General features: G+C 60.0%; 21 protein-coding genes. 4 read left to right on the forward strand and 17 right to left on the reverse strand.

Going from position 1 to position 22,603, the window contains the following annotated elements; all coding sequences use genetic code 11:
- Positions 1-58: 58 nt before the first annotated feature.
- The 8 genes from GU3_RS15335 to pilM form a co-directional block, all read right to left on the reverse strand.
- Positions 59-1,411, reverse strand: coding sequence for an AAA family ATPase (locus GU3_RS15335; RefSeq protein ID WP_014293445.1), 1,353 nt, complete (start codon positions 1,409-1,411; stop codon positions 59-61).
- Between the two features lie 12 nt (positions 1,412-1,423).
- Entirely contained in the window at positions 1,424-2,491 is a 1,068-nt protein-coding gene (aroB, locus tag GU3_RS15340) for a 3-dehydroquinate synthase (RefSeq protein WP_014293446.1), read from the reverse strand.
- 15 nt (positions 2,492-2,506) lie between these two features.
- Positions 2,507-3,025: a shikimate kinase AroK gene (aroK, locus tag GU3_RS15345; RefSeq protein ID WP_014293447.1), complete on the reverse strand. Its 519-nt coding sequence runs from the start codon at positions 3,023-3,025 to the stop codon at positions 2,507-2,509.
- A 156-nt stretch (positions 3,026-3,181) separates the two neighbouring features.
- The gene (gene pilQ, locus GU3_RS15350) at positions 3,182-5,149 is read right to left on the reverse strand and encodes a type IV pilus secretin PilQ family protein (protein WP_014293448.1); all 1,968 of its coding nucleotides are present in this window, start codon (positions 5,147-5,149) and stop codon (positions 3,182-3,184) included.
- 44 nt (positions 5,150-5,193) lie between these two features.
- Positions 5,194-5,706: a pilus assembly protein PilP gene (locus GU3_RS15355; RefSeq protein WP_014293449.1), complete on the reverse strand. Its 513-nt coding sequence runs from the start codon at positions 5,704-5,706 to the stop codon at positions 5,194-5,196.
- Entirely contained in the window at positions 5,703-6,287 is a 585-nt protein-coding gene (locus GU3_RS15360) for a type 4a pilus biogenesis protein PilO (RefSeq protein WP_014293450.1), read from the reverse strand. The genes GU3_RS15355 and GU3_RS15360 overlap by 4 nt, the downstream gene beginning before the upstream one ends.
- Positions 6,284-6,838, reverse strand: a complete 555-nt coding sequence (locus GU3_RS15365) for a PilN domain-containing protein (protein WP_014293451.1) — start codon at positions 6,836-6,838, stop codon at positions 6,284-6,286. Before GU3_RS15365 ends, GU3_RS15360 begins: the two co-directional genes overlap by 4 nt.
- Positions 6,826-7,884 (reverse strand): type IV pilus assembly protein PilM, encoded by a 1,059-nt coding sequence (gene pilM, locus GU3_RS15370; protein WP_041543336.1) that lies wholly within the window; start codon positions 7,882-7,884, stop codon positions 6,826-6,828. The genes GU3_RS15365 and pilM overlap by 13 nt, the downstream gene beginning before the upstream one ends.
- A 175-nt stretch (positions 7,885-8,059) precedes the next feature.
- On the opposite strand from pilM, the gene GU3_RS15375 reads away from it, so the two are divergent.
- Positions 8,060-10,441: a penicillin-binding protein 1A gene (locus GU3_RS15375; protein WP_014293453.1), complete on the forward strand. Its 2,382-nt coding sequence runs from the start codon at positions 8,060-8,062 to the stop codon at positions 10,439-10,441.
- A gap of 45 nt (positions 10,442-10,486) precedes the next feature.
- Here the strand turns inward: GU3_RS15375 and oxyR are convergent, their stop codons facing one another.
- From oxyR to GU3_RS15410, 7 genes are all read right to left on the reverse strand, one after another.
- Positions 10,487-11,383, reverse strand: coding sequence for a DNA-binding transcriptional regulator OxyR (oxyR, locus tag GU3_RS15380; protein ID WP_014293454.1), 897 nt, complete (start codon positions 11,381-11,383; stop codon positions 10,487-10,489).
- A gap of 196 nt (positions 11,384-11,579) precedes the next feature.
- A complete protein-coding gene (locus GU3_RS15385; protein ID WP_014293455.1) occupies positions 11,580-12,308 on the reverse strand; it encodes a glutathione peroxidase in 729 nt (242 codons plus the stop codon).
- 146 nt (positions 12,309-12,454) lie between these two features.
- Entirely contained in the window at positions 12,455-12,691 is a 237-nt protein-coding gene (locus tag GU3_RS15390) for a YdcH family protein (protein ID WP_014293456.1), read from the reverse strand.
- A gap of 30 nt (positions 12,692-12,721) precedes the next feature.
- A complete protein-coding gene (gene dusA, locus GU3_RS15395) occupies positions 12,722-13,768 on the reverse strand; it encodes a tRNA dihydrouridine(20/20a) synthase DusA (protein ID WP_083829491.1) in 1,047 nt (348 codons plus the stop codon).
- 246 nt (positions 13,769-14,014) lie between these two features.
- Entirely contained in the window at positions 14,015-14,461 is a 447-nt protein-coding gene (locus tag GU3_RS15400) for a type II toxin-antitoxin system HicB family antitoxin (RefSeq protein WP_014293459.1), read from the reverse strand.
- Between the two features lie 45 nt (positions 14,462-14,506).
- Complete coding sequence (locus GU3_RS15405) at positions 14,507-14,689, reverse strand: type II toxin-antitoxin system HicA family toxin (RefSeq protein ID WP_014293460.1); 183 nt, start codon at positions 14,687-14,689, stop codon at positions 14,507-14,509.
- A 598-nt stretch (positions 14,690-15,287) separates the two neighbouring features.
- On the reverse strand, positions 15,288-17,435 hold the full coding sequence (locus tag GU3_RS15410) for a P-loop NTPase fold protein (protein WP_014293461.1): 2,148 nt from the start codon (positions 17,433-17,435) through the stop codon (positions 15,288-15,290).
- An 881-nt stretch (positions 17,436-18,316) separates the two neighbouring features.
- On the opposite strand from GU3_RS15410, the gene zur reads away from it, so the two are divergent.
- The 3 genes from zur (at position 18,317) to GU3_RS15425 (ending at position 19,953) form a co-directional block, all read left to right on the forward strand.
- The gene (gene zur / locus GU3_RS15415; protein ID WP_014293462.1) at positions 18,317-18,766 is read left to right on the forward strand and encodes a zinc uptake transcriptional repressor Zur; all 450 of its coding nucleotides are present in this window, start codon (positions 18,317-18,319) and stop codon (positions 18,764-18,766) included.
- A 37-nt stretch (positions 18,767-18,803) separates the two neighbouring features.
- Positions 18,804-19,010: a hypothetical protein gene (locus GU3_RS15420; protein WP_014293463.1), complete on the forward strand. Its 207-nt coding sequence runs from the start codon at positions 18,804-18,806 to the stop codon at positions 19,008-19,010.
- 64 nt (positions 19,011-19,074) lie between these two features.
- Positions 19,075-19,953, forward strand: a complete 879-nt coding sequence (locus GU3_RS15425; RefSeq protein ID WP_014293464.1) for a bile acid:sodium symporter family protein — start codon at positions 19,075-19,077, stop codon at positions 19,951-19,953.
- 53 nt (positions 19,954-20,006) lie between these two features.
- On the opposite strand, the gene alr is transcribed toward GU3_RS15425, so the two are convergent.
- Both alr and dnaB read right to left on the reverse strand, forming a co-directional pair.
- The gene (gene alr / locus GU3_RS15430; protein ID WP_014293465.1) at positions 20,007-21,095 is read right to left on the reverse strand and encodes an alanine racemase; all 1,089 of its coding nucleotides are present in this window, start codon (positions 21,093-21,095) and stop codon (positions 20,007-20,009) included.
- A 9-nt stretch (positions 21,096-21,104) separates the two neighbouring features.
- Positions 21,105-22,499, reverse strand: a complete 1,395-nt coding sequence (gene dnaB / locus GU3_RS15435; RefSeq protein ID WP_014293466.1) for a replicative DNA helicase — start codon at positions 22,497-22,499, stop codon at positions 21,105-21,107.
- Between the last annotated feature and the right edge of the window lie 104 nt (positions 22,500-22,603).

Here is a 22,603-nt window from a genome sequence, read left to right on the forward strand (position 1 = left end):
GCCATTATTGCCGAACCGTGTGAGGGGCGCGCATTGTAACCCCATGCCGTGCCCATGGCTACGGGCCGGCTTCTTTTTGCACCTGGCCAAAGGGCTTGGGCCAGGGCTTGGCGGCACGCAGCTCGCCGGGCAGCCCGCCAATGGCCCGCCGCGCCTGCTCGGCCGTGGCAAAATCGCCGTGCACCAGCACATACCAGGGCTGGCCGTTAAGAGTGCGGGAATAGACCCAGGCGGGCGACAACCGGTGGCGGGACACCAGCTGGTTGAGGGCGTTCTGATCCCGGCTCGCCATCAGCTGCAGGGTGTAATGGGCCGCCGGTTTTTGCTTCAGTGCCGCCGGCGAAGTGGGCGTCGGCGAAGTGGGCATCGGAGCGGCTCGAGTGTCGTTGGCCGCCGGACGCTCGGCCTGAGGCTCGCCGTCTCGGCGCAGTAACCGGCTGACCACCTCGTCTTCAATGATCACCCGTTCCTTGCCACTGTCGTCGGGAGATGCTGCCACCTGGGTGTCCACACGGGGTTCATCGGGCAGCGGCTCCAGCGGCCAGTCACTGACCAGCGGCTCGGCCCCGGACTCGGTCGGTGTTGCCGGCACTTCGGGGGCCAGGGTCAGGGGCTGCCCCGGGGCCTCGGGCAGGGATTCGGCCTGAAACGGCTGGGCCACCTCGGGAGCAGGCTCCTGCCTGCCCAGCAGCAGGCTGACCACCGCCGTCAGCCCAAGCAGGATCAACCCGGTCAGCAGGATTTTGACGGATTTGTTTTCAAGCCATTGCCGGTATTGGGAAGGTCTCATGCTCGACTCCATGCTGGTCGCCAGATCGCCCGGGTAATGCAGCCGTGCAAGCAGGCTTGCCGCTGGCTCCACCCCGGAATGAAGGCACAGTTGCCGTTTATCCTGCTCGCTCAGTTCGGGAACTTCAAGCTCCACCACCGGCAGTTCCGGATAACTGCGCAACAGCCCGCGCACCCCGCCGGCCCAGGAGGGCAGGCCCAGCAACGCCATAAAGGGGCGCAGCTCTGCCGGCAAGCCCTGGCCCAGTTCGGCCAGCTCCTGCAGTTGGGGATCGGTCAGCCACTGGGCGTTGTCCACCACCAGCAGCCGCCGGCCCGGCGCCGCCGGCAGCAAGCGGGTCATGGAGTCAAGCAGAGTGTCATCGGCATCAAAGACCGCCCCGGCAAACCACTGCTCCAGCAGCGCTTCGCGAAAGGCGGTCTGACTGGTGATCAGACGAGCATCGAGCACCACAGGGGTGAGCCCGGTGCTCTGTTGCGCCAGCAGGCCGGCCAGGGTGCTTTTGCCGGCACCCTTGGGGCCACTCAGCAACACCAGTTCGTGATCGAGCCTAAACAGGTGCAGCAGCCGCTCCAGCAACTGCTGTTGGGAGGACAGTATCGGCAGGGCCTCGGCGGTCACGCGCTACCGCCCTTAATCCAGCACTTGTGCCAGCTGGCCCTGAGTGACGTCACTCACCACCCGCGCCCGGCCAATGCCCTCGGGCAGCACCAGCCGCAGCTGGCCGGCCAGCACCTTCTTGTCCCGCAGCATGTGCGGCAGGTACTGGGCCAGGGTCATGCCGGCGGGGCCGGCAACCGGCAGCCGGGCCCGGGTCAGCAGGGCTTCGACCCGGGCCACCTCGGCCTCGCTCATGTCGCCGCGCAGCCGGGCGGTATGGCAGGCCTGCATGGTGCCGGCGGCCACCGCCTCGCCGTGCAGCCAGTTGCCATAGCCCATTTCCGCCTCGATGGCATGACCAAAGGTGTGGCCCAGATTGAGCAGGGCGCGCACACCGTGCTCACGCTCGTCGCAGGCCACCATCTCGGCCTTGATCTCGCAGCAGCGACGAATGGCGTAAGACAGAGCTTCAGTATCGAGTTGCTGCAGGCGGGACAGGTTCTGCTCGAGCCAGGCAAAGAAGTCGGCATCCCAGATAATGCCGTACTTGATCACCTCGGCCATGCCGGCGGCAAATTCCCGCTCGGGCAGGCTGCCCAGGCAGGCGGTATCGATCAACACCAGCTCCGGCTGGTAAAAGGCCCCGATCATATTCTTGCCCAGGGGATGGTTGACCGCGGTCTTGCCGCCCACCGAGGAGTCGACCTGGGCCAGCAGGGTGGTGGGCACCTGAATAAAGGGCACGCCCCGCTGATAGCAGGCGGCGGCAAAGCCGGTCAGATCGCCGATCACCCCGCCGCCGAGGGCGATCAGGGTAGTATCCCGGCCGTGACCGCTTTCCAGCAGCTTGCCCATCACCTGATTAAAGGTCTCCAGGGTCTTGAACTGCTCGCCATCGGGCAGCCCCAGGGTGTCGGCCTCAAGCGGTGCCAGGGCCGCCAGCAGCCGGTCAAGGTACAGCGGCGCCACCACCTCGTTGGTGACCACCAGTACCTTGTTGCCCTTGATGGCGCCCTTCAGCAGAGCGCCGTCGGACATCAGCCCGGCGGCGATCAGGATGGGGTAGCTGCGTTCGCCCAGATTGACGGTTAACCTTTCCATGGAGCTTCTCCCGGCTTACAGGCCGATCAGTTCAACGATCTGGTTGGCCACCAGCTTGGCGCTCTGCTCATCGGTGCGCACGACGTAGTCGGCCACTTCCCGGTAGAGCTCATTGCGCTCGTGGGCCAGGCGTTCCAGCACCTCCCGCGGCGGCTCTTCGGTTTGCAGCAGCGGGCGGCGCTTGTCTTTCTGCACTCGGGCCAGCTGCTTTTCCACCGTGGTTTCCAGGTACACCACTATGCCCCGGGCCGACAGCCGGTTACGGCTTTCCCGGCTCTTGATGGAGCCGCCGCCGGTGGCGAGTACAATGCCCTGCAGCTCGCTCAGTTCGTTGATTACCTTTTCTTCGCGTTGGCGGAAGCCTTCTTCGCCTTCGACATCAAACACCCAGCTGATATCGGCACCGGTACGGCGCTCGATTTCATGATCGGAGTCGTAAAACTCCATATGAAGTTGCTGGGCCAGATATTTGCCAATGGTGCTCTTGCCCGCACCCATAGGTCCCACTAGGAAGATATTGCGTTTCTCAGCCATGTTGCACGAAATTCTCACAAACAAATGCGCCCCACGAACACCGCGGGGTCGACGATGAACCTAACCTTGATTTTCTGAAACTGGACGCCGGATTATCGCAACTGAGCCGGCGGCTGGCAAGGTGCACGCCGCCGGCTCGGTGATCGGCCCCGGTTCCTAGATGCTGTCGTGCACGATACGGGGGGTGACGAAGATAATCAATTCCCGCTTGCGGTTGGTGTCCGAGGTGCTCTTGAACAGCCGCCCCACCACCGGAATGTCCCCCAGCAGCGGCACCTTGGTGACATTGCGCAAAATATCCTGCTGATAGATGCCCCCCAGCACCAGGGTTTCGCCGTCGCTGACCAGCACCTGGGTGGTCACCGACTGGGCGTTAATCGAGGGAACAATGGAGCCGTCCGCCTGGGGAACAAATTCTCCCACGCTGTCCTGGGTCACGATCAAATCCAGCACTACCCGGTGATCGGGGGTGATCTGGGGAGTCACCTGAAGGCTGAGAAACGCATCTGCAAACTCCACATTGGTGCCCTGTTCGCTGACGGTACTGTAGGGGATCTGCACCCCCTGCTGAATCAACGCCGGTTTCTGGCTGGAGGTGGTGACCCGGGGGCTGGCGATAATCTCGGCCCGGTTTTCCCGCTCCAGCGCCGATAACTCCAGATCGAGAATGGTGCCGTCCGACAGTTTGGCGATCTGCAAGCCAATGGATCCTCCCTCGCTGGTCGTGGGCAGGTTGATATTCAGGTTGCCTTCGGTGCGGTTATGAGAACCCGTGGTGTCGTTACGGTATTCCCAGTTGATCCCCAGGTCCTCCTCCAGCCCTTCATTAATGGTGACCATGCGCGCTTCGATCACCACCTGTTTGATGGGAATGTCCAGCAGCGCCAGCATGCGGCGAATGTTTTCGATGTTTTCCCGAGTGTCCTTGAGCACCAGCATGTTGGTTCTGTCATCCACCGCAATGGCGCCCCGCTCCGACAGCAGGCTGGTGCTTTCGTTGGTCAGCAGGGCCACCACGTCCATGGCCTTGGCATAGTTGACCTGCAGAAACTCGGTTTCAAGCGGTGCCAGCCCTTCCTGGGCCTGGCGGTTTTCCAGCAGTTGCTGCTCCTGTTGCGCCAGCTCCGCCGCCGGCGCCACCAGCAGAATGTTGCCGTCCAGGCGCTTGTCGAGGCCACGCACCTGCAAAATGGTATCGAGGGCCTGCTCCCAGGGCACGCCGTCCAGCCGCAGGGTCAGGTTGCCCTGCACCGAGTCGGTGGTGACCAGGTTGAAATTGTTGAAGTCGGCGATCAGCTGCAGCGCAGTACGCACCGGAATATCCTGAAAGTTCATCGAGATGGGCTTGCCGCCCCTGGCAGCGCGGCTGGCACCGGCCGCCACCGCCGGCCGGGCCAGCTCGATCACAAACTCGCGACCGCGCTGCTCATACTGGTAAACGAAGTCTCCGTCCGTCTCGATCGTCATTCTCACGTTTTCCCGCTCCCGGCGCGTCTGAATGCGCCTGGCCGGGGTAGCGAAGTCGCTCACATCGTAGGTTTGCCGCAGCGCGTCGGGAATGTGGGTATTGTGAAAACTGGCGGTCAGCCGCCGGCCGTGCTGTTGCAGATCCACCGCCGCCGTCGGCCGCTCAAGCGTGATCACCAGCTGCCCCTGCCCCTGGGCGCCACGACGAAAGTCGATGCCGGCAATGCCGTTGATGGCCCCGGGCGGCAGCGGGTGACCGGCGCCGGCAGGGGCAGACACTCCCTCCCCCAGCAACACCTGCAGGGTATTGCCCTGCTGCTGCACCCGGTAGGGCTGCACCCGCGCCATGGGGATCACCACCTCCAGTACCGTCCCGGCACGACGAACGTCAATGGCGGAAATGCCCTGGCGCTCAATGGGAATGTGGTTTTCCAGCAGTGCCGAGCTGGCCCCGGGCAGCTGCAGCACCAGGCTCGGCGGGCTCTGGCTCAGCCGCTCGATCACCCTGGGTGGCCCGTCGAATTCCAGTTCCAGCACCAGCTGATCGCCCGTCAGCGGATTAACCCGAAACTGCTCCAGGCTCACCGCCAGCGCCGGCCAGGCAATCAGCCAGGCGGCCAGACAGACACTCAGCCGCGCGGCCGTCGTTATTCCCATGATGTGTGCTCCCTGCAAACATGATTATTCGAACTCATTTATTGTTATTCGCCGGTCAGCGCCAGGGTGGTTTCCCGCAAGCTCCAGCAACCCCGGCCATCGGCCACGTATTCCTTCAGGGTGATCCGCTCCCCGCTGATGGCGGTCACCTCCCCATGGTTCAGCCCCAGCCGGTCTCCGGGCGCCACCAGGTGGGCCTCCCCATTCCGGGACACCACCAGCGCCCGAATGCCGGCGTCATTCTGCAATGTGCCCCCCATGGCGAGATTGGCGAGGGAATAGCGCTCCAGCGGCTGTTTTTCCCGGTTGCTATCGGGTTGTTCGCAATCCCGCGGCAGCGGCCCCCGGCTGGCACTTTCCGGCCGGGGCGTGACAAAGGGACTGCGCTCACGGACCGGTACATAAGCCGCGGGCACATATTCATTGATCTCGGGCATGGCTTCAGGCGGCGCCGCCGGACGGGAGCGGACCTCGGCCACGTAACGGCGCAGATCCTCTTCCTCGGCGCAGGCACTCAGGCCCAGCACCACCAGCAGCAAGATCAGTGGGCCCCTCATCGCTCCCCCTGCTCGTTGTATTTGTAGGTTTTGGCCAGCATGCTCATGGCCAGCTGTTCGCCGCTCTGGTGGCTGAGGCTGAAACTGTCGAGGATCACGATGCGCGGCAGTGCCGCCACGCCGGCCACGAACCGGCCCAGCTGATGATAGTCACCACGGACGATGATGCGCATGGGCAACTCGGTGGAAAACTCCCCCGGCTGCTCCGCCTCCCAGTTAATGCGCTCCAGACGCAGGCCGTTATTGGTGGCAATAAAGCTGATGTCATCGAGCAGGCCGGCGATCTCCAGCTGGTTGGGCAACTTGCGCAACTCCTGTTCCAGGCGCACCTGCAGTGTTTTCATCTGCTGCTCGTAGGCGGGCAGGGCCGACGCCTGGCGGGCCTTGGTTTCAAAGGTGGCCTTGAGGGACGCTTCCTGGGCCCGGGCCTGCTCCAGCTGCGCCAGACTGTCGCGGATCAGGAACTGTCCCAGCAGCCCGGCCAGCAGGGCGCACAGTATCACCAGGGTGGCCACCTTGGCAGATCTTGGCCACTGGCCGATGTTGTCAAAGTCCAGATCATTCAGCTCTTGCCAGTTCATGGTTGCCTCCCTTCTGCGGCCACCTTAACGCTCATGGAAAACTGGCTGAGGGCCATGGGCTGGCTGTCGGATGCGTAAATGGAGCCCAGCCGGGGTTCGGTGAGCCAGCGACTGTCCTCCATGCTGCGCAGCATGCTGGCCACCCGCGGATAGGCTTCGGCCTTGCCCACCAGCTCAATGCGCTCCCGATCCACGTTGAGCGAGCTCAGGTATACCCCGGCGGGCACCAGCCCCGGCATCTGGTTAAACAACCGCACCGAAAAGGCCCGCCGGTGCTGCAACTGCTCTATCAGCCGCATGCGCTCCAGCAGTTGTTCCCGTTGCTGGCGAATGGCGCTGATCTCCCCCAGCACCTGATCCAGCCTGACGGTTTCCAGCTGTAAAAAGCGGTTGCGCTCCTGCTGATGCGCCTCAAGCTGGCCAATGCGCAGGTTAATCAGCACCATCACCAGGGTGGTCACTGCCACCGCCGCCGCCAGCAGCAGCATAAAGCGTTTTTTCTGCCGGACTTTCCGCCCTTCCCGCCAGGGCAGCAGGTTTATATTGGACATGGTGTAAAGCTCCTCAGCGCCAGCCCCAGTGCCGTGGTGTAGGCCGCCGCTCCGGCATAGTGCCGATCGTCACCGCCCAGCAGTCGCTCAAAGCGGGGCACCAGCACCGGCATGGCCAGCTCTTGCTCCAGCACCTGAGCCAGCTGGGGCAGCTGGCTGCCGCCGCCGCTCAGCAACAGCGCCTGGGGCGGTTGACTGCCGGCGCCGCTCTGAAAGATCTGCAGGTTGCGACGAAGATGCTGAAGAATGGCGGTAATGTGATGCTGCCTTGCCTCCTCCAGCAGCGGCTCAGGCAGGCCGTACTGGACCTTGGCGGTGTCGGCCTGGCTTTCCGGCATGCCCGAGAGCTGGCTGATCTCCCGGGTAAAATGGGCTCCGCCAAAGTTCTGCAACCGGCTGTGAATAACGTCTCCCCGCGCCATCACGCCAAAGGTCAGGCATTCTGCACCGATATCGGCCAGCGCCAACAGGCCGACGCTGGCCTGTTCCGCCTGCAGCAACGCCTGCGCGGCCCGGGCCAGGGCGTGCACGCCGATGTCCACCACGCTGGTCTCCCAGCCGGCCAGCTGCAGGGCCGCCAGGCGCGAGCTGATGCTGTCGGTACGGGCGGCGCTGAGCAGAATGTCTTCCCGGTCGGGGTGCGCCTGGCCGGGGCCCAGGCGCTCGTAGTCGAGGCTGATTTCTTCCAGCGGAAAGGGAATGTGCTGGCCGGCTTCCAGCATCACCTGGTGCTCCAGGTCATCGTCACTCAGACCCCGGGGAAAGGAAATGATTTTGCTGGTCACGCTGCTGCCGGTTACCGCCGTGGCGACCCTGCCAACCGGGCTGCCGAGCTGACGCCTGAGCTGTTTGAGCGCTTCGCCCACGGCATTGATGTCCTGCAACTGGTGGTCAATGATGCTGTGAGCCGGCGTGGGAACACTGGCCATGGCGGCGAGCTGTATGCGTTCCCTTTGCCCCTTGAGCAGCACCGCCTTGAGACTGCCGGTGCCGAAGTCCACCCCCACCATCCACTGTACGTCCCGTCTTCCCGTCAGACTAAACATAAGCATCCATGTCGTTGTTTTTGTTGGCGCCCCTAAGCTTAGGTGGACTCATTTGTACTTATAGTCATTTCATAAAATAAAACCAAATAAAACCAAAAGCGCTCGAATAACACGGCGCTCACAGGATATACTTGCCCGTCAATTGGTTAAAAAATGATTTACCGGGTTTTATTACATGCTCAAATGGCTCGTTCGCCTGCTTGCCCTGGCTTTCTTCCTTGGCCTTTCCGGCATGGTTGCACTTTTTGTTCTGTACCAGCAAATCAGTGCCGATCTGCCGGATGTTTCCACCCTTAAGGACGTGCGTCTGGAAACTCCCATGCGCATCTACAGCCAGGACGGCGAACTGATCTCCCAGTATGGGGAGCAACGCCGCACGCCGGTCACCATAGACCAAATGCCGCCCCTGCTCATCGACGCCTTTCTCGCCACCGAGGACGCCCGCTTTTACGAGCACCCGGGTATCGATCCGGTGGGCATTGCCCGCGCGGCCATGGTGTGGCTGACCACGGGGGAAAAGCGCCAGGGCGCCAGCACCATTACCCAACAGGTGGCCCGCAACTTTTTCCTCAGCCGGGAAAAAACCATAGTGCGCAAGGTAAAAGAGATTGTTCTGGCTTTGCACATTGAAAGTCAACTGACCAAGGACGAGATCCTTGAGCTCTACCTCAATAAAATTCCCTTGGGCCACCGCTCCCACGGCGTGGGCGCCGCCGCTCAGGTGTATTACGGCAAGGAGCTGAGCGATCTGAGCCTGCCGGAAATGGCGATGATCGCCGGCCTGCCCAAGGCCCCGTCTACCCTCAACCCCATCAGCAACCCGCGCCGAGCCGAGGAACGCCGGGCGGTGGTGCTGGGACGCATGCTGGAAACCGGCAAAATCACTCAAGACCAGTATGAAGACGCCATGGCGGCGCCGGTGCGCACCCGTTATCACGGCGCCGAAATCACCCTGAACGCCCCCTACCTGGCGGAAATGGCCCACCAGTTTGCCCTGGCCATGTTTGGGGACGAGGCCTACACCCGTGGCCTGAACATTTACACCACGGTGCATGCCGACGAGCAACAGGCCGCCAACCAGGCCCTGGTTAACGGTCTGCTGGCCTACGATTTGCGCCACGGCTACCGAGGCCCGGTGGCCGCGCTGTGGCAGGGCGACAACGCCTGGAGCGAAGCGCAGATTGAACAGCACCTGGAAGAGCAGCCCGCTTACTGGCCCCTGAAGCCGGCGGTGGTCACCAAGGTGGGAGAGCGCAGCGCCACGGTCTTCATCAAGGACAGCGGCCCCGCCGAACTGGAGTGGGATGGCCTGAAATGGGCGCGTGCCTATATCGCCGACAACCGCCAGGGCAAGGCACCTTCAAGGGCCGGGGACATTCTCAAGGCGGGCGAACAAGTCTGGGTGCGCCCGCTCGGCGAAGGCTGGATGCTGGGCCAGCAGCCCGAGATCAATGGCGCCCTGGTGGCATTGGAGCCGGTCACCGGCGCCGTCACCGCCCTGGTCGGCGGCTTCAACTTTACCCTCAACAAGTTCAACCGGGTGGAGCAGGCCGAGCGCCAGATGGGATCCAACATCAAACCCTTCATCTACTCCACCGCCCTGGATCACGGCTTTACCCTGGCCAGCCTGGTGAACGACGCCCCCATCAACCACTGGGACGCGGGCAGCGGCAACGCCTGGAAACCGCGCAACTCCCCCAATGTCTATGATGGCCCCATTCGGGTTAGAGAGGCCCTGGCCCGCTCCAAAAACGTGGTGTCCATCCGTCTGTTGAGGGACAGCGGCATCGCCAACGCCATGCAGCGGCTGAACGATTTTGGCTTTGATACCAGCCGCATTCCCGCCACCGAGAGCCTGGCGCTGGGCTCGCCCTCGGCCACGCCGCTGCAAATGGCCGCTGGCTACGCCGCCTTTGCCAACGGCGGCAACAAGATCTCGCCCTTTGTGGTGGAACGCATTGAAGACGCCCAAGGGGTGGTGCTGTACCGGGCCGCGCCCGAGCAACAGCGTATCATCAGCGAGGAAAACGCCTGGCTTATCAGCTCGGCGCTGGGCTCGGCCATTCAGGGCGGAGTGACCGGTGATCGCCGCTGGAACGGTACCGGTTGGCGCGCCGGCCGCGCCCTGGGGCGCAGCGACATCGCCGGTAAAACCGGCACCACCAACGACTCCCGGGATGCCTGGTTTTCGGGCTTTACGCCAGACCGGGTCGCCACCGCCTGGGTGGGCTTTGACGACTTTGGCCGGCCGCTCGGCCGCACCGCCTATCATCCCAACCTGGGCCGGGATCAGGTGGCCGGCGGCGAGTTCGGCGGCAGCACGGCCCTGCCGATCTGGGCCGATTACATGAAGGTGGCCTTGTCGCACTTTCCGGAGCGCGAACGGCCCCGTCCCGCCGAGCTGGTCAGCGTCAGCATCGATACCAGCACCGGCCTGCTGAGCAACGGCAAAGGGCACACCGAGTATTTCGTGAAAGGCAGCGAGCCCCGCCGCTACAGCCGCCCCGACAGCCATCAGCAGTTTGGCGGCACCAGCGTGACCGACGAGCTGTTTTAGGCCGGCTAACGGAAAGACAAAGGCGCTGCATGAGCAGCGCCTTTTTTATGGCAAGCGCTCTTGCAGCAGCGTGCTGATCACCTTGGCCATTTCGTTAAAGCAGGGCCGGCGCACCGAGTGAGCCCGGTGCAGCAGGGCAATGGTGCGGCTGGGCTGGGGATCGGTCACCCTGAGGTAGCTGACCCCGGCGTCGCTGCTTTGCTCTCCCACCGCCAGTTGCGGGATCAGGGTCAGCCCCGAGCCCGCCGCCACCATGTTGCGCAGGGTTTCCAGGCTGGTGGCCTTGAAATGGCTGTCTTCACCGATGCCGGCGGCAAAGCAGAAGCCCATGGCCTGATCCCGCAGGCAGTGGCCATCTTCCAGCATCAGCAGTTTCTCGCCCTTGAGCTCGTTAAGCCGTATCTGTTCCCGCCCGGCCCAGGCATGGGTGGCAGGCACCGCCAGCAACATGGGCTCGTCATACAGCGCCAGCGCACCAAAGTTGTCCATGTTGTCGAGCTGGGCCAGGATCAGGCAGTCGAGTTCGCCGTCCGCCAGCTGTTTGAGCAATACCTGGGTCTGGGCTTCGTAAAGAAAGATGTGCAGCTCGGGAAAATGCTGCCTGAGCGCGGGAATGATATGGGGCAGCAGGTAGGGGCCGACGGTGGGAATCAACCCGATATGCAACTCGCCCGACATGGGCTCGGTAAAGGTGCGGGCGATATCGCGCAGCTCCTTGGTGGCCGCCAGCACCCGGCGGGCCTGAGCGGTAATGGCATCCCCCGCCGGGGTGAACAGCACCTTGCGGGACGTACGCTCCATCAGCAGCACGCCCAGCTCGTCTTCCAGCTTGCGCAGCTGGCCGCTGAGGGTGGGCTGACTGACGAAACACTTTTCCGCCGCCTTGCGAAAGTGGCGCTCTTCCGCGAGCGCCACCAGGTATTCCAGATCCCGTAAATTCACCTTTTCACCATGGTTATTCATTCCTTTGCGGCATGATCCCCGATTTTGGTGAGAATGGAAAGGTACGTGCAACCAAAGCAACCACAGGGTTACCTTCACCGACACGCTGCAAGTACTTCCCTGTAGCGCTAGGCACATGCCATCCATGGCATGTGACGGTCGGTTCCGGCAATCCCTGTGGTTGCTAATCCGTTTATTAGCCCAGGTGGGCGGCCAGTTCGTCGCTGCCGCCGATATGGCGGCCGTCGATAAACACCTGGGGCACGGTAGTGCGACCGGACACCGCCTTCAGGCTGATGCTGGTGGCATCCTGGCCGATGATCACCTCTTCATAGCGCATGTTGCGCTCCAGCAGCATCTGCTTGGCCCGGGCGCAGTAAGGACAGCCCGGCTTGCTGAACAGGGTAATGGCCGAGGGCTTGGCGGCTTCCGGGTTGATATAGGCCAGCATGGTGTCGGCATCGGACACTTCAAAGGGATCGCCGGGCTTTTCGGGCTCGATAAACATTTTTTCGATCACCCCGTCTTTCACCAGCATGGAGTAGCGCCAGGAACGCTGGCCAAAGCCCAGTTCCCGCTTGTCTACCAGCATGCCCATGCCCTCGGTGAATTCGCCGTTGCCGTCGGGGATCACTCGAATGTGCTCGGCCTCCTGATCCGCCAGCCAGGCGTTCATCACAAAGGTATCGTTCACGCTCATGCAGATGATCTCATCCACACCGTTTTCAAACAGCACCGGCGCCAGCTCGTTGTAGCGCGGCAGGTGCGTGGACGAACAGGTGGGGGTAAAGGCGCCGGGCAGCGAGAACACCACCACGGTTTTGCCACTGAACAGTTCATTCGAGGTTATGTCGGTCCACTGATCCTGCTGGCGGGTACGAAAGGTCACCTGGGGTACGCGCTGGCCGGTTTTGTCTGTCATCATATTGAGTCCTTGTGCTGCCTGTTTGGAATTGGACTCATTATTACCCGACACAGAACAAAGGTGAAATCGTTTAGGCTGCTTAATTTGATAGGTTTACACAATTAAAAAGAGCAATGGTGTTGCCATTGCTCTTGTCGTCTGGTGCTTCAGCCCCGGCCGTTAAACCACCCTTTATAGATCTGCTCCTTTAACTCCAGCCGCCTGAGCTTGAGGCTTTCAAACTCCGCATCGGAAATCGGCAGGTTACAGGCCTCAAGGCCTTCTATTTCGTGGTTCACCTTGTGATATTCCCGGGCAAGACGGGCAAACTCCTCATCGTTGAGCTTGAGCGCGGTAATGTGCTCGGCGTGCTCGGGAAATTCTTCGGCAAGCGTGTGTGTCATGGTTCAACCTCCTCGGCATCAGGGGATGGTTTAACTATAGACGACGCTTTCTTCCGGCACCCTGGCCATGGCCGCTTCCACCACCTCGGGGCCGGCGCCGCGTTTGTGGGCATTTTCACTGAGATGACGACGCCAGGCCCGGGCCCCCGGCATGCCCTGGAAAATCCCCAGGGTGTGGCGGGTAATATTGCCCAGATAGGTGCCCTGCGTCAGCTCCCGCTCGATATAAGGCAACAGCTGGCGGATCACCTGGTGGCGGCTCGGCGCCTCATGCTCGTCATTAAACAGCTCGGCATCCACCCGGGCCAGCAGATACGGGTTCTGATACACCTCGCGCCCCAGCATAACGCCATCCAGATTCGCCAGATGAACCCTAGCCTCTTCCAGGGTCTTGATGCCGCCGTTCACAGCGATGGTCAGCCCGGGATAATCCCGCTTGAGCTGATAAACCCGGTCGTAATCGAGCGGCGGAATGTCCCGGTTTTCCTTCGGGCTCAGCCCCTGCAGCCAGGCCTTGCGGGCATGTACGATCAGCGCATCGACGCCGGCCTCGGCCACCTTGTCTACCAGGGTGCACAGAAATTCGTAGCTGTCCTGTTCGTCGATACCGATGCGGGTTTTCACCGTTACCGGAATGGACACCGCCGCCTTCATGGCCGCCACGCCCTCGGCCACGGTGTGGGGATGGGCCATCAAGCAGGCGCCGAACAGACCGTTTTGCACCCGATCCGACGGGCAGCCCACGTTCAGGTTGATCTCGTCGTAGCCGCGCTGCTCCGCCAGCCGGGCACAGTGCGCCAGAGCCTGCGGGTCATTGCCTCCCAATTGCAACACCAGCGGGTGCTCTTCGTCGTTGTAGGCCAGATAATCGCCCTTGCCGTGAATAATGGCGCCGGTGGTGACCATTTCGGTATACAACTGGGCGTGACGGCTCATCAGCCGGTGAAAATAACGGCAATGACGGTCGGTCCAGTCCAACATGGGGGCAACAGAAAACCTGCCAGAGCTGAAACCGCCAGCCGTAGCGGCTTCGCTCTGGTTTTTCCTTGTATTTGAATCTCTTACAATCTTAGTCATTTGGCATTGGTCTCAGGCATTTTTCGGGCTGCGGTATCCCTTACAAATGGGATACCTGATGGAGGAAACATGGCCAGCTTTACAGTAGAGAAGCGCAAAATAGCGGCGGGCGTCATACGGTACCGCTGCATAGTGCGCGTCAAAAAAGATAAGGCGATAGTGTATCAGGAGTCCCGCACCTTCGGGAAATTGGCCAAGACCGGAACGCAGCCGGCGGCCAACCAGCGACGAGCAAGCGGAAGCTGATCAGCTCGAAGTGCTGCGCTCTTCCAGCTCATGGCGACTGGCCACGGCCAGGAAGTGACTGCGGTCCCGGTATTGCCCCTTTGAGGCCTTCACCCGGGAGTCAATCAGCTGGATCAGGCCGTCCGGCAAGCTGACATTAATACGCTTGGGCTTGCCCATAAACTCGGTCAGATCCACATCCAGCAACAGCCAGCCGTCGCAGTGGCTGTAGTCCTCAAGCTGTCGATACTGGCGTGGGCCCATGTCCTTAATGTTGTCGACACTGACCCCATTGCTGACCATTTCCTCTACCACCATGGCAATGGCCTCGGTGGCCATGGACTTCACCTGCTCTTCACTGTCGGCGGCACTGAAGCAGGCATAGTCATCATTACAGAGCGCAGGCACCACCAGGCCGAGCGCTTCCCCGTCGTGGGACGGATATTCAACACCGACTGAAAACAACATAAGCACCTCCGCTAAATTCTGTGTCAGACCCAAGGAGCGGGGGGATCAAATCCCCGCCGCTTTCTTAATGGACTTGATGGTTCCGACCGGCAGCGATTTCTTCGGGTGCGGCACCGGGAAGGTTCTGCCCGTGATGGGTGAGTACCAGATCTCGTGGCTCCCCTTGCCTTGCCGTTTAAGCTCGCAGCCGGCGGCCTTCAATTCCTTGATCAGGTCGCCTGACGTCATAGAACCTCCTAATCAAGTGCCATCAATATACACACCAATACACACAAAATCAAAATCAGGAGGCAGCAAAGAAGGGGCCCACCATCTCTCTTCCAGCTCCTTGATGGGCATCTGTTGTATCAGGCAATCTGTAGGCATAGCAGTTGACTGGAAGTAGCAACTTCATCCCCACCATCTGGAAGACGCGGTGAAGATGAACCCACTGGCGGCGGCCGGGAAAGCAGAATTTCAACGGATGATCTTTTTTGAAGAAAAATGAAATTACGGCGGGGCAGCGCAGGATCCGGCAAGGATCGCAAAGCCCCGCCGGCTCTGCCTCTCCGGCCGTTTACGTGGGTGTATTTCACATTCCAATGTTTTATCTGGCCAACAATAAACATTGTATAAAGTGAGGCTGAGTGAGGTGTTCAGACTGATCAGCAGGCTGCCCCCGACAGAGCCGGAAGAGCTGGTGGAAAGGCTGAAGAAAGAGTTGCCGCCTGTTATGGAAGCCGAACCAAGCGGCCCCAGGATCGTCAGGCGGTCAACGTGACTATTCTTCACTGTGGCGGCTGGCCAGCCGCCACTTTCAAACAAATATCATTACGACATCCGCGGTTTAGTCGCCCCCGAAATCACCAGGTCGCCAACCACCTAGATACTTCTCTGCAAGCTCGAGATACATAAGTTCACCTTTGGGGCAAACCGGCCTGAGCTGCGCTATGCGTTCGCCCAACTCTCTTTCTCCACCGCATATTTCGACTAACACATCCCACGCTAGCCGGGGAGACCGCCGTACCGCACGGGTTCCCATCTGTTGGCTCAGAGCGTAGCTATGAGCTGAACGCAATAGTCGAAGTACTATTGCTGGAGAGTCAGGAACCACAAGAAGAGCTTCATTAGAGCTCGCATCCCGTTTCGCATTCATCAGAACCCGAAGTAGATCTTGCTCTTTAGTCAAGGTTGATGGTGCAGCAGCTCGAACTTCGGCCCGCCATTCCGCTTCTAGCTGGCGAGCGGCCTCCTCACTTACAAGCTCATGCCCAGCATTCTCGCGGTATCCCACTATCGTAATGAGTTTATTCTTCGCCGATAAAGTGTTGAGTTCCGGCAAAATCCTCCGAACGGCCTCTTCAACTTTATCAGGAGTTTTTATAGTCCGCACTAACCGATAGACCACCCGCCCGACAACCATTGCTGAGCCAAACTCAAACATACCTCGCTCCCTTTCTGGCAGGTCAGGGAGAAGGTTAAGCAAAGCTACGCTTCCAGGAATAACGTGTTCTGGTTCAAATTCGTCCTCGTAAACCTCCAGAGACGAAATAACATCCTCCCACATCTCCGGCTCGATAAGACGAAAATAATCCTCTAGGGCCTTTCTGTTTAGCATCCGGGCCCAAACTTCTTCGGCATGCGTGAAGGCCTGAAGCCCTTCCCCAAGCACTCTCTCCAGGTAAAACCTAAGCACATCCTCATGCGCCACTCGCCGTTCTCGAAGCCATCTATGCGCCGACTGCGGTACGTAACATGAGCCGCCTATATGACTTAGAGCAGCGGGAAAGAGACGTTCTATTACGTCTCGTACAACAGGAGCGTGCGCACCAGCCGAATCAATGAGTTGTTCAATCTGCTGTTTTAGGTACGGCGAGTCATCGCTACCACTGCTAGAAAAATTACTAGTCTGGGTTAAACCATCAATGGATATATGCAGCCTTCGAAACACATCAGGCAGGAAAACCCGTACGGCTTCCAAAGCAAGTACATCTACCAAAGCAACTTGGCCACCCAATCCTGTAACAGTACCATGAACAGAAGCTGCGTAACGCCGAACGTCGCGCATGTTCCGTACCAAGGGGCGAATCACTTCCATGAACACATCGGGCCAAGAGTCCTCATCGAACGTTCCCTTCTGATCCACCTGCGAGAGAGCGTCATCAATCGCCTTGAGAGTTTGATGAATTAGGGCCTTGGGTGGCACCTCCGGGAGATCGATCCCCACCTGAAGAATCTTCTCAAGATAATCACGGCCGGGAATGCCCTGCTCGGCGAGGGCTTCTTCAACGCGCGCACGGTCAAAAGCCACCACATATATAATGTTTGGAAAGTTCGCTGTCAGTCTCACCAGCTTGAATATATCCCGTATTTCTCCAGTGGTGAGTCGGTCGATATCATCAAGCACAACGATAAGAGGCTTACTCAAGCCTCGAAGAGCTTTTTCAACTTTAGCCCTCCGGCTACCAACACCTTCCCTGCGATGCTGAAGCATTTTGGAAATTAGGCTTGTTGCTGCTCGCCCTCTCTCTATCCAGGGGCCTACCAATGGCAACCATCCCATGCCGGCGAATGCTTCTCCGTATTCCTCCAAGCCTTTGCCAACCTCAGACAGCTCTGGGGTAAGTCGAAGCTGCGCTGATATCTCAACGAAAAAGGAGTCAACCAACTGCTCAGTCCCGCTAAACATCCAAGGGTTGAAATTAAGTACAGCAATTCCCGAATCATCCAGATACGTACGAGCAATGTTTACAAATGAAGTCTTGCCAGAACCCCAGGGCCCTAAAACCCCCACAACCACGCCCTCACTCACATCCAAGGAAAGAAGCTGGCTCGCGAAATTCTTGGCAACTTTCGCCCTCCCTAATGCGTCATCTACTGGGTCTTGAATAGGATTGTCCGCAGTCGCGCCTACCTTTTTTACCTCACGGCGTGCAACCTGGTTGACATCAACTTTTCTTTTGGAACGTCGAAAAATGCTAAGTATTCGCTTCAATTGTTATTAGCCTCCACCCAATAATTTTAATACCTGCGTGCACATATATTCTTGCACGAACTCTTAAAAATTAAGAATGCGATTGAATTTAACTTTTTCATTAAAGGTAAATACTTAACTGGAAATTCTTGGCGACCTTGCCTCTCCTCGTCCCTGTGAAGATGATCTCCGCCAGTCGAATGGAATCGTATGAAACCGCTTCATTATGACGTTACAAGCCGCCGAATGGAAGAATAGCCCAAGAGCCTGGCCGCAACTGAGCCCGCCTGGCGTTAATGCGTTTGGAACACCGAATTATGAGGGGGCTCCTCCAGCACGACGTGATATCGCCAGCTACCAAGCCCTAGGTTAAATATGACGGTCCAGGGCTTTGCCCTGGCGGGTATGGGCGGAGCCCATAAAGACCCAGCGAAACGGCAGGCCAGGATAAATCCGCTACGCGATCACTGATTCATCAAGCGATAGAAAGCTTTCCTACGCCCTGTCAAACCGAGTTTTTGCCAACAGGCGTCAAGTCGCTTGAGCTTGATGCAGGCAGATCAAAAGTCCGCTTAGCTTGCTGCAGGGAATCTGGGAACGGGTGGGATACTGGGTAGTAGCAGGGGACAGAAAGTACGTTTAATCAGATCCTCGGTGATCCATAAGTATCCCAAGGAATTAACCAGTCCAATAAAAACAAAGGCTTATTTAAAAGTCAGCCCCATCGAGCATGGGGCAACGGAGAAACGGGCGCTGGGATAATGGCTCATGGGCGTGATGACTTTTTGAACAACGGGGCGCGCATTATACCCAAGCATGCTCACAGACCCAACCCTGAAGGCAGGAAGGGGCCGCCGGCTGTGTTAATATGCGCCCAGAAGCCCTAGCGATGAGCCTGATTTATGTCCATAACACAACAACTTAAACGTGCCGAGCAGCTGTGCGAACAGCGCGGAGTGCGTTTTACGCCCACCCGCCGTCATGTGTTCGCCCTGATGGCCGAACACAAGGGGGCGGTCAGTGCCTACGAGTTGCTGGATCAGCTCAAGGAGCTGGAGCCCAGCGCCAAGCCACCCACGGTATACCGGGCGCTGGACTTTTTGCTGGCCCAGGGCTTTGTGCACAAGGTGGAGTCGCTCAATGCCTTTCTGTTCTGCGATCACTTTGCCGAGCACCACCCCATGCAACTGTTGATCTGCACCCAGTGCGGCGAGGTCATCGAGCTGCACGACGAGGCCATCAACCGCGCCTTTGAGCACCAGGCCGAGCTGCACGGCTTTGCCATTACCAGTCAGTCCATTGAAGCCCACGGCCGGTGCCGCCGCTGCCGGGGCGAAAGTGCCGGCAGCTGATATGCTTGTATCACCGCCACACCACAGGGACGAGACCATGGGCGCACTGATCAAACTGCTGCTGCTACTGCTGGTTGCCTTTTTCCTGGCCAGCGAGGTCACTCTCAGTACCTCCCTTTATCGTTATGAAGACAACGAAATCGAGCTGACCTTTCCGGTCTGGCAAACCGACAAGCCCTGGTATTACCTCAAGTGGAACCCAGCCGAGGGGGAGTTCGAGCAGCGTGTTAGCCTGAAACAGTGACGCAGCTCAGTGCCGTGTAACATCACCATGCTAGTATGCCGGCTTTTACTTCCGGAATACGATCATGGCCGAACCCCTGCTTAACCTGTTGCTGCCACTGATGCTGGCGCTGATGACCCTGATCATGGGCATGACCCTGGAAGCCGGCCATTTTACGCACTTGCTGCGCCGCCCCCGCCCGCTGCTGCTGGGGCTGGCCCTGCAATGGCTGCTGTTGCCGTTGCTGGCCTGGGGGCTGATCTTCCTGCTGGCACTGCCGCCACTGGTGGCCGCCGCCCTGGTGCTGATTGCCGCCGCGCCCGGGGGCGCCACCTCCAACCTGTTCAGTTTTCTGGCCAACGGCGACACCGCCCTGTCGGTCAGTCTCACCGCCCTGGTGGGCCTGCTGGCGCCCTTGTGGATGCCGGTGGCAGTGATGCTGCAACTGGGCTGGCTGGGCCAGCAGGATGCCAGCCTGGCCCTGCCGCTGGGGCCGGCCATGGCACAACTGGCATTGATCTGCATTGTGCCGGTGATACTCGGTATGCTGATACGCCAGTGCAGGCCGGGCTGGGTGGAGCGACACCAGCCACGGCTGAAAAAAACCGTGAGCCTGACGTTTTTGCTGTTGCTCATCGTGCTGGTGGCGCGCCATCGTGAACAGCTGCCGTCCCTGCTCAGTCTGGCGGCGCTGGCCATGCTGCTGCTGTGCACCTCGGCCCTGGCGGCCGGCTATGGGCTGGCACGCCTGGCACGCTGTGCCCAGCCAAGTTGTCGCAGCCTGGCCTTTGAAACCGGCATTCAGAACGCCGCCATCGCCATTGTGGTGGCCTATACCCAGCTCAACTCCGGCGAGCTGGCCCTGATGGCCCTGCTGTATGGAATTGTGATGAACATTCCGGCCCTGCTGCTGCTGGGCTGGTTTCGCCGCCGGCAAACGGCAGCGCGCAGCGCAATGGCGTGAGACGTAAAAAAGCCCTGTTGCGAACAACAGGGCTTTTTTTGAAGGCAAATCCGTCAGTCCACGTATTCCAGCATGGGCCGTGCGGTCATGCGGGTCACCAGCTCGTAGGCAATGGTGCCCACATGGCGGGCCACTTCTTCCGCCGCCAGGCCGTCACCCCACAGCAGAACTTCATCACCCACCCGGTCGGTGGCATTCGGGCCCAGATCCACCGTGGCCATGTCCATGGACACCCGGCCTGCCAGCGGTACCCGTCGGCCATTCACCAGCACCGGCGTACCCGCCGGCGCCATGCGCGGATAACCGTCGCCGTAGCCCACGGCAATCACGCCGAGGCGGGTGTCTCGTGGGCTGACCCAGCTGCCGGCATAGCCCACCGGCTCGCCGGCCTTGTGATCACGCACCGCAATCAGGGTGGTGGTGAAGTTCATCGCCGGGCGAAGGCCAAAGTCGGTGCCCTGCTGATCGCCAAAGGGGGTAATGCCGTAGAGCATGACACCGGGACGAATGAAGTCGGCATGGGCCTCGGGAAAGGCCAGCACCCCGGCGGAGTTGCACAGGGCGGTGGCACCGACCTTGCCGTCGGTCGCAGCCTTGAAGCGGGCAATCTGGGCCTCGGTCACGGCGCGCTGCTCGGGCTCGTCGGCCCGGGCGAAGTGGGTCATGGCATTCACCGGCTGCACCACTCGGGTCAGCCTGGCCAGACGGGCAAACACCCCTTCGGCCTCTTCCGGGGCAAAGCCCACCCGGTGCATACCCGAGTCGATTTTCACCCACACCGTCACCGGGGCGGCCAGCTCGGTGCGCTCAAGGGCATCGAGCTGGGCATGGCTGTGAATGCACAGGTGAAAGTCGTGCCGGGCGGCGTATTCCAGCTGGGGAATATTAAAAAAGCCTTCCAGCAGCAAAATGGGCAACTGAATGCCGCCGGCACGCAGCCGTTGCGCCTCTTCAAACCGCGCCACCGCGAACAGATCCGCGTCCTGCTCCAGGGCCGCCGCCACCCTGAGATCTCCGTGGCCGTAGGCATTGGCCTTGACCACGGCCATGGCCCTGGCATTGGGCGCCTGTTGTCTGGCTACCTTCAAATTGTGCCGAATGGCCTCCAGACTGATGCGGGCCACTGCTCCCCGTGCATCCATCTTGACTCCTTAATAATCATCATCGAAATCCGGTCCGGCGTAGTTGTCGAAGCGGGAAAACTGCCCCTGAAACGTCAGCCGCACCTTGCCTATGGGTCCGTTACGCTGCTTGCCGATGATGATTTCAGCGATGCCTTTATCGGGGCTGTCTTCGTGATAGACCTCGTCCCGATAGATAAACATGATGAGGTCGGCGTCCTGCTCGATGGAGCCGGACTCCCGCAGATCCGAGTTAACCGGCCGTTTGTCGGCGCGCTGTTCCAGGCTTCGGTTAAGCTGGGACAGCGCCACCACCGGCACCTGCAGCTCCTTGGCCAGGGCCTTGAGCGAGCGGGAAATCTCGGCGATTTCCAGGGTCCGGTTATCGGCCAGGCTGGGTACCGTCATCAGTTGCAGGTAGTCGATCATGATCATGCTGACACCACCGTGCTCGCGGGCCACTCGCCGGGCCCGGGAACGCACTTCGGTGGGAGTCAGGCCGGAAGAGTCGTCGATATAGAGCTGACCTTTCTCCAGCAACATGCCCATGGTGGAAGACAACCTGCCCCAGTCTTCATCATCCAGTTGCCCGGTGCGAATACGGGTTTGATCGATTCGTCCCAGGGAAGCAAGCATCCGCATAATAATTTGCTCAGATGGCATTTCCAAGGAGAATATGAGCACAGGTTTGTCATTTGTTAGTGCAGCGTGCTCGCAAAGATTCATTGCAAAAGTAGTTTTACCCATAGAGGGTCTGGCCGCCACTATAATCAGATCGGAAGGTTGCAGTCCGGCAGTTTTTTTATCTAGATCATTGTATCCGGTAGAGACACCGGTAATGCCCTGATGCGGATTTTTAAATAAATCTTCTATGCGATCTATGGTCTTTTCGAGCAGGTTTCGCAGCGGTTGCGGTCCCTCGTTGGCACCGGTGCGACTCTCGGCAATCTTGAACACCCGGCTTTCAGCCAGATCCAGCAGATCGGAGGAGCTGCGCCCCTGGGGATCGAACCCGGCCTCGGCAATCTCGTTGGCCACGGCGATCATCTCGCGCACCACCGCCCGCTCCCGCACGATATCCGCATAGGCGCCGATGTTGGCTGCGCTGGGGGTGTTCTTCGCCACCTCCACCAGATAGGAAAAGCCGCCCACGGTTTCCAGCGCCTCGTGCCGCTCCAGCTCTTCCTGCACCGTGATCAGGTCAATGGGGCTGCCGGCCTGGCTGAGCCGCTGCATGGCCTGAAACACCAGCCGGTGGGGCCGGCTGTAGAAGTCGGTGTCCGAGACCTTCTCCGCCACCCGGTCCCAGGCATTGTTGTCCAGCAACAAGCCGCCCAACACGGACTGCTCCGCTTCAAAGGAATGGGGCGGCATTTTAAGCTGGGCCACGGCCTGATCGGACCGGTTGGCGGTCTTGTCTGTCATCGGAACTCTCGCTGATTGACCAAAACGTCATTATCGGAATTTTTGGGGGCGACTGAAAGGTTCAAAGTTGCCTGTTACTCCTTTCTGCTTTCCCTCATAATAAA

The organism is Oceanimonas sp. GK1 (assembly GCF_000243075.1).
In the GTDB taxonomy this organism is placed as follows: domain Bacteria; phylum Pseudomonadota; class Gammaproteobacteria; order Enterobacterales; family Aeromonadaceae; genus Oceanimonas.

Excerpts from the sequence above, each read along its gene's own strand:
- aroB (WP_014293446.1), bottom strand. The coding sequence starts at position 2,491 with ATGGAAAGGTTAACCGTCAATCTGGGCGAACGCAGCTACCCCATCCTG.
- aroK (WP_014293447.1), bottom strand. The coding sequence starts at position 3,025 with ATGGCTGAGAAACGCAATATCTTCCTAGTGGGACCTATGGGTGCGGGC.
- pilQ (WP_014293448.1), bottom strand. The coding sequence starts at position 5,149 with ATGGGAATAACGACGGCCGCGCGGCTGAGTGTCTGTCTGGCCGCCTGG.
- GU3_RS15355 (WP_014293449.1), bottom strand. The coding sequence starts at position 5,706 with ATGAGGGGCCCACTGATCTTGCTGCTGGTGGTGCTGGGCCTGAGTGCC.
- GU3_RS15360 (WP_014293450.1), bottom strand. The coding sequence starts at position 6,287 with ATGAACTGGCAAGAGCTGAATGATCTGGACTTTGACAACATCGGCCAG.
- GU3_RS15365 (WP_014293451.1), bottom strand. The coding sequence starts at position 6,838 with ATGTCCAATATAAACCTGCTGCCCTGGCGGGAAGGGCGGAAAGTCCGG.
- pilM (WP_041543336.1), bottom strand. The coding sequence starts at position 7,884 with ATGTTTAGTCTGACGGGAAGACGGGACGTACAGTGGATGGTGGGGGTG.
- GU3_RS15375 (WP_014293453.1), top strand. The coding sequence starts at position 8,060 with ATGCTCAAATGGCTCGTTCGCCTGCTTGCCCTGGCTTTCTTCCTTGGC.
- GU3_RS15385 (WP_014293455.1), bottom strand. The coding sequence starts at position 12,308 with ATGATGACAGACAAAACCGGCCAGCGCGTACCCCAGGTGACCTTTCGT.
- GU3_RS15390 (WP_014293456.1), bottom strand. The coding sequence starts at position 12,691 with ATGACACACACGCTTGCCGAAGAATTTCCCGAGCACGCCGAGCACATT.
- dusA (WP_083829491.1), bottom strand. The coding sequence starts at position 13,768 with ATGACTAAGATTGTAAGAGATTCAAATACAAGGAAAAACCAGAGCGAA.
- GU3_RS15400 (WP_014293459.1), bottom strand. The coding sequence starts at position 14,461 with ATGTTGTTTTCAGTCGGTGTTGAATATCCGTCCCACGACGGGGAAGCG.
- GU3_RS15405 (WP_014293460.1), bottom strand. The coding sequence starts at position 14,689 with ATGACGTCAGGCGACCTGATCAAGGAATTGAAGGCCGCCGGCTGCGAG.
- zur (WP_014293462.1), top strand. The coding sequence starts at position 18,317 with ATGTCCATAACACAACAACTTAAACGTGCCGAGCAGCTGTGCGAACAG.
- GU3_RS15420 (WP_014293463.1), top strand. The coding sequence starts at position 18,804 with ATGGGCGCACTGATCAAACTGCTGCTGCTACTGCTGGTTGCCTTTTTC.
- GU3_RS15425 (WP_014293464.1), top strand. The coding sequence starts at position 19,075 with ATGGCCGAACCCCTGCTTAACCTGTTGCTGCCACTGATGCTGGCGCTG.
- alr (WP_014293465.1), bottom strand. The coding sequence starts at position 21,095 with ATGGATGCACGGGGAGCAGTGGCCCGCATCAGTCTGGAGGCCATTCGG.
- dnaB (WP_014293466.1), bottom strand. The coding sequence starts at position 22,499 with ATGACAGACAAGACCGCCAACCGGTCCGATCAGGCCGTGGCCCAGCTT.